This is a genomic window from Phnomibacter sp. (assembly GCF_036803085.1).
GTDB lineage: Bacteria > Bacteroidota > Bacteroidia > Chitinophagales > Chitinophagaceae > Phnomibacter.
Map to the genome: position 1 here is coordinate 360,939 of NZ_DAIRUZ010000003.1, position 11,540 is coordinate 372,478.

The window sequence follows — 11,540 nt, forward strand, 5'->3', positions numbered from 1 at the left end:
TACCGCAGTGTTCTCTGTGTGTACTCCAACTCCTCTGTGGTTATTTTCTCAATTATGCACTGCAGTTGAAGTGAGTGACACAACGAAGATGCCACCTGCACCACTGCTGGTATCAAAATGCTTTTATGTCGTTATAAAACTGGCTCACTTTGCTCATGTCTTTTACGCCGGGGCTGGTTTCGAATTTGCTGTTGACATCGAGGGCAAACAGTGCTTTGGCAGCAGGCTCCTGCATAAATGCATGTACGTCTGCTACGTCATCAGGGCCAATGCCACCGCTTAAAAAATAGGGCTTGCCTACGTTTACGTTTTTCAGCAAATCCCAGTTGAATTTTTTGCCGGTGCCGCCGTACGGATTTTCAGCACCTTGTGTGAGTGGTTTTGTGTCGAACAAAAACATATCGCACATGTCCATGTAGTCACGAATCTTGTACGCTACGTTGTCGTTTTCAGCAATGCGAAAGGCTTTGACAACAGAAATGTAGTCGGCAATTTTTTCGCAGAACTTAGGTGTTTCATCGCCATGCAGCTGCACCAGTTGCAGTCGGCATTCATCCACCATGTGTTTTATTTCGTCTATGCTGGCATTGACAAACACACCAACCTTGTTGATGGTTTTAAAACTTTTGATTTGAAGCGTAGTCATGTGGCGCAACGCATAGCGGGGGCTTTTGGGATAGAAAATGAGGCCGCCAAAAGTGACGTCCATTTTTTCCAGCGCATCCATTTGCGCAGGTTCTGTCATGCCACATACTTTTAATCTCATACCGATTCGTGTAGTTGATTGAATTGGTTTACGAATTCGGCAAAGGCAATCGCAGGATCGGCTTGCTTCATAAAATACTCTCCAATCAAAAACCCATCGAAGCCGTGCTGCTTCAAATATACAGCAGCCTCGGCACTGTGAATGCCGCTTTCGGCAATGCGCAATTTATGGGCAGGCAATGCATTGGCCATCCTGATGCTATGGTCAAGATTGACTTCAAAATTTTTAAGGTTGCGGTTGTTGATGCCCACCATATCCACCGCTTCGCATACATGTGCCAGTTCGTCTTCGGCATGCAGTTCCAACAACACTTCCAGGCCAATGCTTTTGGCTTCTTCGGCCAGCTCCTGCACCTGTGTGGGTGTGAGGATGGCGGCAATCAATAAAATCAAATCGGCGCCGTAGGCTTTGGCTTCGTGCAACTGGTAAGCGTCAATTGTAAAGTCTTTGCGCAGCAATGGGCAATCTACCAAAGATGCTGCAGTGGCTATATCTTGCAGGCTGCCGCCAAAAAAATCAGTGTCGGTGAGTACGCTGATGGCAGCTGCTTGTTGGCTGCAATAACCAGGAACAATTTGTGCTACAGCAGCGCCTTCTTTTATCCAGCCTTTGCTGGGCGACTTACGCTTGAACTCAGTAATCACCGCTGGCTGTGCACCACTGCGAATGCGCTGCGCCGCAGACACACATGGCTGCTGATAAGCAGGCATGCTTTGCAACTGCGACAGCGGTGCCTGCTGCCTGGTCAGTGCCACTTCTTCGTGCTTGCGTTCAACAATGCGGTCTAAAATATTTTTCATTTACTGCAGGTTGATGAGGGTACCCAAACATTGTTTTGCCTTGCCGCTTTCGAGGCTGTCGACAGCAGCGAGATAGGCTTCATCGTAGCTGCTGTACTGGCCGGTGCAATGCAAGGCCATGGCGGCATTGGCGAGTACCACGGCGTTTTGAGCCCAGGTGCCTTTGCCCGAAATGATGTTGCGGAAAATGCGGGCCGCCGCTTCCACGGTGTCGCCACCATGTATGTCTTGCTGCATGACCAACCGCTTGCCCAACTGCTGTGGCGTCATCATAAATTCGCCTTGGTTAGTGAGTACTTTGGTGTCGTTGGTCAGCGATATTTCATCGTAGCCATCGAGGCTGTGGATGATGGTAAACGGTTTGCCGCCAAGTTGTAAAAAGTAGTTGTAAATGCGGGCCATTTCGAGGTTGTACACACCCACCAACTGGTACGCAGGGCGAGCAGGATTGACCATGGGTCCGAGCATGTTGTAAAAAGTACGAACACCCAAATTTTTACGAATGGGTCCTACCATTTTCAACGCCGGATGAAACATGGGTGCATGCATGAAGCAGATATTCGCTTCTTCTACTTCCCGTTTCAGCTTGGCATTGTCGTTGCTAAACTTGTACCCGAGTTGCTCCATCACGTTGCTGGCACCGCTAATGCTGCTGGCGCCGTAGTTGCCGTGTTTGGCCACTTTTTGTCCGGCACCGGCAACAATAAAGCAAGCCAGTGTAGAAATGTTGAACGTGTTTTTGCCATCGCCGCCGGTACCAACAATGTCTATCGTTTTGTGATCGCCCAAATCAACGGGCACACACAATTCGAGCAAGGCATCCTGAAAGCCCTGCAGTTCATCGATGGTAATGCTACGCATGAGGTACACGGTCATGAAAGCCGTTACTTCATGCTCGTTGTACAAGCCCTTGCCCACACCCAGCAGCACTTCATAGGCTTGCTGGCGGCTCAGGGTTTTATGTTCGAAAAGATGTAAAAGTGTTTTTTTCATAGACCCTCCTAAATCATCCCTAAAGGGAGGACTTTATACTGGTTGAATGATATGCTTGTTGAATGATTCATAAAGGTTTGTTCCGATCGTCGATTCACTTAATCCGGCATTCCCCCACCGGGGGCTAGGGGGTTCAACCAATTCCGCATAATCTGCTCCCCCAAAGGTGTTAGCACACTTTCAGGGTGAAATTGCACACTCTGCACATCGTAGGATTTGTGTTGCATGGCCATGATGAAACCGTGGTCGTCTTCTGCAGTAATCTCTAGTTCGGCTGGCAGTGTTTTTTTATCGACCACCCAACTATGATAGCGGCCTACATCAAAACTCTCCGGCATGCCGTTGAAGAGTTTGGCGTTTGTAGTAGTTACATGACAAGGCATGGCTACACCGTGGTACACTTCACTCAGGTTGATGAGGCTGCCGCCCAATGCCTGTGCAATGGCCTGATGCCCCAAACACACGCCCAGTATGCTTTTGCTGGCAGCGTAGGTTTTGATGAGGGGCAACAACAAACCGGCTTCTTCGGGTATGCCCGGACCCGGCGATAAAATGATTTTATCGTAGTCCTGCACCTTTTCCAACGGCAACTGATCGTTGCGGTGTACCTCTACTTTTTCGCCGGTGATGTACTCCACCAGATGCACCAGGTTGTAGGTGAAAGAATCGTAATTATCGAAAACTAAAATGCGCATGGTTGGGGTTTATTTTACAGCGTTTCAGCCAACTCAATGGCCATTTTCAAAGCGTTCAGTTTGTTGTTCACTTCCTGCAGTTCGTTTTCAGGCACACTCTTAGCCACCACACCGGCACCGGCCTGGCAGTAAAGAGTGTTGTTGCGGCTCATGAAAGTGCGAATCATGATGGCATGGTTAAACGAACCATCCAAACCAATGATGCCAATGGCACCGCCATAGTAACCACGCTGCGTAGGTTCCAGCGCATCTATCAGTTGCATGGCTTTGTATTTGGGGGCGCCGCTCAAGGTGCCGGCAGGAAAAGTATCGGCCATGATATCAAATGCTTTTGCCGCAGGCTTTACGGTGCCCGTTACTTCACTCACCAAGTGAATGACATGGCTGTAGTAATGCACTTTTTTATAGTCGCTTACATGCACATGATCAGCATGGCGGCTCAGGTCGTTGCGGGCCAAATCTACCAGCATCACATGCTCGGCATTTTCTTTGTCGTCTTTGGTCAATCGTTCTGCTTCGGCGGCATCAACTGTAGCATCGCCGGTACGTTTAAACGTGCCCGCAATTGGATGCACCACCGCTTTGCCTTGCTCACTAATGATGAGTTGACTTTCTGGTGAGGAACCGAACAACCGGTAATCGCCATAGTCAAAAAAGAACAAATACGGCGACGGATTGATGCTGCGCAAAGCCCGGTACACATTGAATTCATCGCCTCGGAAAGGCTGCGCAAAACGGCGACTCAATACAATCTGAAACACATCGCCCCGGTAGCAGGCCGCAATGCCTTTTTCTACATTGCTGATGTATTGCTCATTCGTCAGGTTGCTGGTTTCGGCGCCGGCTTTGGCAAAAGGATAGGTCGGCAAATCCTTGCTGTAGATAAACGATTCCAGCGATGCCAGTTCGCTTTCCAAACCCTTCACTTTGTTTTCGCAGATGTACATTTCATCTTTGAAATGATTGATGGCAATCACGTATTGATACAACCGGTACCGAAGCAAATTGCTGGCGGTAGTGCTTTCTTTGGCCGCATCAAATTGAATGCTGTCGAAAAACTGTACGGCATCGTAGCTGGTGTAGCCAAAAAATCCTTGCGCCGCTTTTACACTGCAGTCGCCGCTGGCCGTAAAAGCAGCGAGGTATTCGTTCAGCGCCGGCACCAAATCCTGCGGCTTGGCCAGCTTTTTCCGTTCTGGTTCGTGGCCCGGAAATTTAAACTCCACCGTGTGCAGGTCAATGGCTTCAAAGCCGGCAATGGCTTGTACGCCAATAAAGCTCCAGCTGTTTTCAGCGGCATGAAAATCGGCACTTTCCAGCAGGATAGTATCCCTGAAGCGGTCGCGGAGGCGCAGGTAGATACCCACCGGCGTCAGCATATCTGCCAGTTTCTTTTTGCAAGTGGTGTCAATGTTAAATGTGGCCATGGTATCAGCATTAAAAAAAACAGAGGCCCCGACAGTGTCGAGGCCTCTTGCAATTAGTTTATAGTTGTACACAACAGGGGCTACCCGACACTTATCGTATCAGTTGCCACCACCAAATATTGTGTTGAGTAAAATTCATCAGGCACAAAATTGGGAAACCATTTCAATCTGCCAAAAAATATTTTGGGGCTGTGAGCGGCAGTGCTGGTATTGGCTGTTGTTCCCGCTATCCGCTTGTAGTCCTCGCTGCGCCACGCCGCTGGCGTGGCTGGCTGCGGGCTACCGCTCCTATCCCTGTCTGCCGTCAGACAGGGGGCAGCCCTTCAGCAGATGAATAGATGGCAACAATCGCCTGCAAGAGAAAAGGGGTTAAAACCCCTTCACCAATATCAACCATCCTCATCCACGGGCTAAAGCCCGTGGCTATTGAGATGCACAACATCAGCACAACAACAAAACATTGTTCATTCGGCGTACATCCGTTTTATCCGTTCAATCCGCGTCCTAGAAAAATCAGAATCTAAATCTCAAAGCAGCACAACAAAAAAATGTAACGTAAATGTACACGGGCAAAGCGAATACTGAACAACAAACCACAAACACCAAACAATCAAACAGCAGCACTTGCCAACCTACCAACCCAAAAGTCCATCCACCGCCTGCACCGCCTTCTGCAACCGTTCTTCATAGCCGCCGCTGATTTCTACCCAAGAGGTGTGTTGTTGTATCAGCATGTCGCGGTAAATATGGTAGAGTTCCTGCCGGGGTTTTTCATCGGGGTATTCCCGCAGTTCATCCTGCACCCAAGGCAGGTCGGGCTTGCACAGCAGGTACAAATCGTAGGGCCGCTCTGCAATGCGATTGAGGATCCACGTGTGGCAATCGCCAAACACATATTCGCACCACACTTTCATCACCTGCATGTCGGTATCGAGAAAGAGGAGTGGCTGAGTTAAGTCCGGAAGTCCGGAAGTCCGGAAGTCCGGAGTTTCATCGTTGGTATTTGTAGTGGCTGTTATTGAAAAACATCCTTCCTCACTTCCCATCTTTCGGTCTTCCCGTCTTCCCGTCTTACGGACTTTCTCACTGTATTCCTCCTCCAGCGCTATCTGCCCTTTGGCAATCGTCAGCAGGTCGTCGTACTGATAATCGCGGCCGTTGGTGAGCAACCATTCCCGGGCAAATTCGGGGCACCATTCGGTGGCATAATGCTGCGCCAGCATTTCGCACAAAGTGCTTTTGCCGGTGCTCTCCGGTCCTATAATCACAATTTTCCTAAACATATCTTCTGATGGTTGGGCCGAGGCCGAAACACGAAATTGCTACATTTTACCGAGAGGTTGCAGCAGGTGTAGGAAAAGCTGATGAAGGCGATGCAGTACAAGTGGGCACTTCTTCCACTGCAAGAAGCGAGACAACGATGCTGCCACAGGGATACTTAGCTGGTTCACGAATTATAATATCACCAATTCAACCATTTACCCCTCTCCTAACCCCTCCCCGCTGGGAGAGGAACTACTGGATTAATAATCTGTGCATCTGTGGCTATTTTTTTGCCACAAATGCACAGATTAAAACAACAGCAATGCATGATTTGTATTCAATACTAGGCCAAAAAATCTATGCATTTGTGGCCATTGTATCATTTCGCCCCGCTGGGGCTTGCTATACGTTTGTGGTCGCTTCATTCCATGAGCTTCACCCATGGCTATGCATATTTCGCCCCGCTGGGGCTTTGATATAGTTTTTGGATAGTAGTACTCAGACATCAGTGAAAATCCGTTCCATCCGCAAAATCAGTGTCCCATTGTATTTTTTCCGCGTACCATAAAATAGTTGATAACAAAAAATCTGTGAACATCTGTTTCATCCGCAACATCCATGTCCTATCAAGCAAGTTTGGGGTTTACATTCGCAGCATTCAATTTTTACTATGACATACTCTGCCGATATACAAAAATTGCCCCGGCATTATTTGCCACAAGATTTTACCCTGAGCACATGGGAAGCACTCGAACCTTTTTTTAAAGAACTGCTCGAACGCCCCATCAACAGCAAGGCCGAACTGGAAAAATGGCTGCAAGACAGCAGCGAAGTGGAAGCGGCCATTAGCGAAGATGCCTGCTGGCGCCAGATTAAAATGACCTGCGACACAGAAAACAAAACGCTGGAAGATGCTTTCACGTTTTTCGTGATGGAAATTCAACCCAAGATTCAACCCTATGCCGATGCGTTGAATAAAAAACTGGTGAACAATCCGCACCTGGCCGAGCTCGACCAATCGCTGTACCACACGTATCTGCGCAGCGTACGCAAGAGCATTGAATTGTTTCGGGAAGAAAACATTCCGCTGCAGGCAGAGCTGGGCGTTCTGCAACAGCAGTTTGGCCAAATCACCGGCCGCATGACCATTCAGCACAAGGGTCAGGAATATACCATGCAGCAAGCCGCTAAGTTTTTACAGAGCAAAGACCGCAGCGAACGGGAAACGGTGTACCGCAGTATTCAGGAACGTCGCCTGCAAGACAAAGAAGCGCTGAACGATTTGTACAGCCAGCTGATTGAAAAGCGCCAGCAAGTAGCAGTAAACGCCGGCTTCAGCAATTTCCGCGATTATAAGTTTAAAGAACTCGGCCGATTTGATTATACCCCTGCCGATTGCGAACAATTTCAGGAAGGCGTGAAGCAACACGTGCTGCCCTTGGTGAATGATATTTACAAACATAAACAGCAGCAATTGCAGCTCGATACATTGCGTCCTTGGGATTTGGATGCAGAACCCGAAGGCGTGGAACCGTTGCGTCCTTTTAGCAATGGCGAAGACCTGTTGCAAAAGAGCATTGCAGTGTTGGAAAAACTCAATCCGTTTTTTGCTGATTGCTTCCGCACCATGCAGCGCATGGGTCATTTTGATTTGGAGAGCCGCAAGGGCAAAGCGCCAGGCGGCTACAACTGTCCGCTGGCAGAGAGTGGTGCGCCGTTCATTTTTATGAATGCCGCCGGCCAAATGGATGATGTAACCACCATGGTGCACGAAGGTGGCCATGCCGTGCATAGCTTTTTGGCACACCCATTATCGCTAACAGCTTTCAAAGAATATCCGATGGAAATAGCCGAAGTGGCCAGCATGGCCATGGAGTTGTTTACGATGGATCATTGGGAGCCTTTCTTCGACAATGCTGAAGAACTGAAGCGGGCCAAACTGCACCAGCTGGAAAGAGCCATCACCATTTTCCCATGGATTGCGACGATTGATAAATTTCAACATTGGGTGTACTTACATCCGCAGCATAGTGCCGAAGAACGTGGCGATGCGTGGATGCGTATTTTGCAGGAGTTCAGCACCGGTGTGCTGGATACCAGCGGACTGGAATCTTTCCGTCGCTACAGCTGGCAGCGGCAGTTGCATTTGTTTGAAGTACCGTTTTACTACATCGAATACGGCATTGCACAACTGGGCGCCATTGGCCTGTGGATGCAGTACAAGCAGCAGCCGGAGCAAGCCCTGCAGAACTACATGAATGCACTGAGCCTGGGCGGCACCAAAACCCTTCCCGAACTCTATGCTGCCGCCGGTTTGAAATTCGATTTTTCACCAGCACACATCAAAACGCTGATGGAATTTGTGAAAGCAGAAATGGACAAGTTGTAGTTGATGGTTGGTAGTTGGTGGTTGATGGAAATACAGCCAACGTAATCAGCATCGAAAAAATAAAGGCCCAAAGGCAGCAGGATAAATCCTTGCGTCCTTTGGGCCTTCTTAATTTCAGCCACATGCCTTCAGCTTTAAGCCTTAGGCTTTTCGCTTAGAAAAACAAATTACTCAACAAATTGCCTGCCACATTGCTGCCACTGGGTTTCAGGCCCAGCAGTTTGGCGTATTTGGCAGCACCCAAAATGGTTTTCATTTTACCCATAAAGCCTTGTTGCAGCGGGTTAAATTTTTTCAGGTAATCAGCAGGGTTGGTTTTAGCCAAACCAAGAATGTCTTTTTTCTGGCCTAAAAAACTGGTGACAGCATCCAGTGTACTTTTCTTTTCGGTAGCACCGAGGCTGAGCTTGCTGGCCAGTAAATTGGCAATGCCGCTGGCTGTTTTACCTACATCGCCAATGGCAGGTGGTGCAATAAAATTCTTCACCACATCGCCGGCACCGGCGGGCAATTTAATTTGTGCAGTAGTTATAGTTGCTGTACCTGCCATCAATGCAAAAAAGAGAACGATTTTTTTCATGGTTAAAGATTGAGTAATGTGTTGTTGGTTTGGATGAATGTACAAATCAACAGGCAATATCCCAGCTTTTGTGCAGCAATCAATACCATACTTGTATGTTGTTGGTCTATTTGCGTAGCCAATACCTATGAATGAAGCTGGGGCTATGTACCAAGTGCTGCTATCAGCTGTAGTTCCTGCCCGCCTCACTACTCCTCGCCCCTTTGGGGCTGTGGGGTAGTATCGTTGGTCAGGCAGCCCAGCGGCAGTAGGGCAGGCATCAGCAAGGTTTCATTGTAAGTGGTTGCACAAATACAAGTGAGATGTTTTTGAATTGGCAGTTTGCAGGGTAGCAATCCATCGCTATAGTTGTTGACTGTTCAATTGTTGCAGTGCAGCCCAAGGGCGCAGGGATGCACAGGGTGGCCCGCAGGGACAGCCCGCCGCCGCAGGCAAGGGCCGCAGCGATAGCGAAGCCCGACGCAGCCCGTTGCTGTAGCCGGGCCATGCACTGCTGCTGACCGCCCCCAACTTTCTTAGGCTTTCTTTACTCCATGCGGCATGCGCATACGGGCTATTTTTGCGGCATGCCTTTCGAATTGCAATCACATTACCAGCCGGCCGGCGATCAGCCCAACGCCATTGCCCAACTCACCGAGGGAATATTGAACGGGGAACCGCAGCAGGTGCTGTTGGGCGTAACGGGTAGTGGTAAAACCTTTACCATGGCCAATGTGATTCAGAACGTGCAAAAGCCAACACTTGTGCTCACCCACAACAAAACCTTGGTGGCACAACTCTACGGCGAGTTCAAACAGTTTTTTCCCAACAACGCTGTGGGCTACTTTGTGAGCTACTACGATTACTATCAGCCGGAAGCGTACATCCCTGTGAGTGATACGTACATCGAAAAAGACCTCAACATCAACGAGGAGCTGGACAAGCTGCGCCTGCAGGCCACCAGCGAATTGCTGAGCGGCCGCCGCGATATTGTGGTGGTGGCATCGGTGAGTTGCATTTATGGTATGGGTAACCCCACCGAATTTGAAAACGGGATTGTCCGCATTGCACAGGGCCAAACCATCAGCCGGCAAGGCTTTTTGCATAGCCTCGTTAATAGCCTGTACAGCCGCAGTCAGGGCGATTTTAACCGCGGTAATTTTCGGGTGAAGGGCGACACGGTGGACATTAACCTGCCGTACGTAGACTGGGGTTACCGCATCAGTTTTTTTGGCGATGAAATTGAAACCATTGAAACGCTGGATGTGACCACGGGTAAACGCATTGGCCGGGTGGAAAATGCGGCCATCTTTCCGGCCAATTTATACATTGCCCCAAAAGACCAAATGGTGCAGATACTGCACGAAATACAAGATGAAATGACCCGGCAGGTGGAGTACTTTCAAAGCCAGGGCAAGTTTATAGAAGCACAGCGACTGAAAGAACGTACCGAATACGATTTGGAAATGATTCGGGAACTGGGCTACTGCAATGGTGTAGAAAACTATTCGAGGTTTTTCGATCGTCGGCAGCCGGGTACAAGACCGTTCTGTTTGCTCGATTATTTTCCGAAGGACTTCTTGATGATAATTGATGAAAGCCACCAAACCATTCCGCAGGTGGCGGGCATGTACGGCGGCGACCGCAGCCGCAAAATGAACCTCGTGGATTATGGCTTTCGCCTGCCCTCAGCCCTCGACAACCGGCCACTCAACTTTCATGAGTTTGAAAGCATGCTGAACCAGGTAGTGTATGTGAGTGCTACCCCCGGCGATTACGAACTGGAGCAAACCGGTGGCGTGGTGGTGGAGCAGGTGGTGCGGCCTACCGGATTGCTCGACCCGCCCATTGAAGTGCGGCCCAGCATCAACCAGATAGACGACCTGTTGGATGAAATAGACAAGCGGGTACACAAAGGCGACCGTGTATTGGTAACCACGCTGACCAAACGCATGGCCGAAGAAATGGACAAGTACCTGCACCGCATCAACATTAAAAGCAAGTACATACACAGCGAAGTGCACACGCTGGATCGTGTAGAAATACTACGGCAGTTGCGGCTGGGCGAAATAGATGTACTGGTGGGTGTAAACCTGCTGCGGGAAGGGCTTGACCTGCCGGAAGTTTCTCTCGTGGCCATTTTGGATGCTGATAAAGAAGGCTTTTTGCGCAACGAAAAATCGTTGACACAAACGGCTGGCCGTGCTGCCCGCAATGCAGAAGGCCTGGTGATTTTTTATGCCGACACGATAACCGACAGCATGCAAAAAACCATGGACGAAACCTTGCGCCGCCGGGAAAAACAAATTGCCTACAACACTTTGCATGGCATTACGCCTACAACGGTAAAGAAGAGCATTGAAGATGTGATGAAGCAAACCAGTGTGCTCGACATCAAAGGCTTTGATGAAACCAAGCCTTATGCCATACCCAACGAAGCCAGCATTGTGCCGGGCAATGTTGCGGCCGATGATGGTGAAGTGTACCGCACCATTCCGCAAATGGAGAAAGATGTAGCCAAGGTGAAAAAGCAAATGGAGAAAGCAGCCCGTGATATGGACTTTATTGAAGCGGCCCGATTAAGGGATGAGATGTTCAGATTGCAGAAGGAGTTGGAGGAAATGAAGAGTTGATGTGAGTATTTGCCT

General features: G+C 49.3%; 9 protein-coding genes. 2 read left to right on the forward strand and 7 right to left on the reverse strand.

What is annotated here, in order from left to right; genetic code table 11:
* Nucleotides 1-112: 112 nt before the first annotated feature.
* The 6 genes from V7Q13_RS08545 to V7Q13_RS08570 all read right to left on the reverse strand — a co-directional run bounded on the left by V7Q13_RS08545 (nt 113) and on the right by V7Q13_RS08570 (nt 5,964).
* Nucleotides 113-766, reverse strand: coding sequence for a phosphoribosylanthranilate isomerase (locus V7Q13_RS08545; protein WP_333800264.1), 654 nt, complete (start codon nt 764-766; stop codon nt 113-115).
* Nucleotides 763-1,566: an indole-3-glycerol phosphate synthase TrpC gene (gene trpC, locus V7Q13_RS08550; protein ID WP_333800265.1), complete on the reverse strand. Its 804-nt coding sequence runs from the start codon at nt 1,564-1,566 to the stop codon at nt 763-765. Before trpC ends, V7Q13_RS08545 begins: the two co-directional genes overlap by 4 nt.
* On the reverse strand, nt 1,567-2,559 hold the full coding sequence (gene trpD / locus V7Q13_RS08555) for an anthranilate phosphoribosyltransferase (RefSeq protein WP_333800266.1): 993 nt from the start codon (nt 2,557-2,559) through the stop codon (nt 1,567-1,569).
* A 98-nt stretch (nt 2,560-2,657) separates the two neighbouring features.
* Nucleotides 2,658-3,254, reverse strand: coding sequence for an anthranilate synthase component II (locus V7Q13_RS08560; RefSeq protein WP_333800267.1), 597 nt, complete (start codon nt 3,252-3,254; stop codon nt 2,658-2,660).
* 14 nt (nt 3,255-3,268) lie between these two features.
* Nucleotides 3,269-4,681 carry an anthranilate synthase component I family protein gene (locus V7Q13_RS08565; protein ID WP_333800268.1) on the reverse strand — a complete coding sequence of 471 codons (1,413 nt, stop codon included), beginning with the start codon at nt 4,679-4,681 and terminating at the stop codon, nt 3,269-3,271.
* A 632-nt stretch (nt 4,682-5,313) separates the two neighbouring features.
* The gene (locus tag V7Q13_RS08570) at nt 5,314-5,964 is read right to left on the reverse strand and encodes an AAA family ATPase (protein WP_333800269.1); all 651 of its coding nucleotides are present in this window, start codon (nt 5,962-5,964) and stop codon (nt 5,314-5,316) included.
* A gap of 650 nt (nt 5,965-6,614) precedes the next feature.
* Between V7Q13_RS08570 and V7Q13_RS08575 the strand changes: the two genes are divergently transcribed.
* Nucleotides 6,615-8,333 carry a M3 family oligoendopeptidase gene (locus tag V7Q13_RS08575; RefSeq protein WP_333800270.1) on the forward strand — a complete coding sequence of 573 codons (1,719 nt, stop codon included), beginning with the start codon at nt 6,615-6,617 and terminating at the stop codon, nt 8,331-8,333.
* A gap of 154 nt (nt 8,334-8,487) precedes the next feature.
* Here V7Q13_RS08575 and V7Q13_RS08580 read toward each other — a convergent pair whose 3' ends face one another.
* A complete protein-coding gene (locus V7Q13_RS08580; protein WP_333800271.1) occupies nt 8,488-8,913 on the reverse strand; it encodes a hypothetical protein in 426 nt (141 codons plus the stop codon).
* Between the two features lie 566 nt (nt 8,914-9,479).
* Here V7Q13_RS08580 and uvrB point away from each other — a divergent pair.
* Nucleotides 9,480-11,525: an excinuclease ABC subunit UvrB gene (gene uvrB / locus V7Q13_RS08585; protein ID WP_333800272.1), complete on the forward strand. Its 2,046-nt coding sequence runs from the start codon at nt 9,480-9,482 to the stop codon at nt 11,523-11,525.
* The last annotated feature ends 15 nt before the right edge of the window (nt 11,526-11,540 follow it).

Bases quoted from the DNA above. Each gene is read 5' to 3' on its own strand.
- trpC (WP_333800265.1), bottom strand. From the start codon at position 1,566: ATGAAAAATATTTTAGACCGCATTGTTGAACGCAAGCACGAAGAAGTG.
- V7Q13_RS08545 (WP_333800264.1), bottom strand. From the start codon at position 766: ATGAGATTAAAAGTATGTGGCATGACAGAACCTGCGCAAATGGATGCG.
- trpD (WP_333800266.1), bottom strand. From the start codon at position 2,559: ATGAAAAAAACACTTTTACATCTTTTCGAACATAAAACCCTGAGCCGC.
- V7Q13_RS08560 (WP_333800267.1), bottom strand. From the start codon at position 3,254: ATGCGCATTTTAGTTTTCGATAATTACGATTCTTTCACCTACAACCTG.
- V7Q13_RS08570 (WP_333800269.1), bottom strand. From the start codon at position 5,964: ATGTTTAGGAAAATTGTGATTATAGGACCGGAGAGCACCGGCAAAAGC.
- uvrB (WP_333800272.1), top strand. From the start codon at position 9,480: ATGCCTTTCGAATTGCAATCACATTACCAGCCGGCCGGCGATCAGCCC.
- V7Q13_RS08575 (WP_333800270.1), top strand. From the start codon at position 6,615: ATGACATACTCTGCCGATATACAAAAATTGCCCCGGCATTATTTGCCA.
- V7Q13_RS08580 (WP_333800271.1), bottom strand. From the start codon at position 8,913: ATGAAAAAAATCGTTCTCTTTTTTGCATTGATGGCAGGTACAGCAACT.
- V7Q13_RS08565 (WP_333800268.1), bottom strand. From the start codon at position 4,681: ATGGCCACATTTAACATTGACACCACTTGCAAAAAGAAACTGGCAGAT.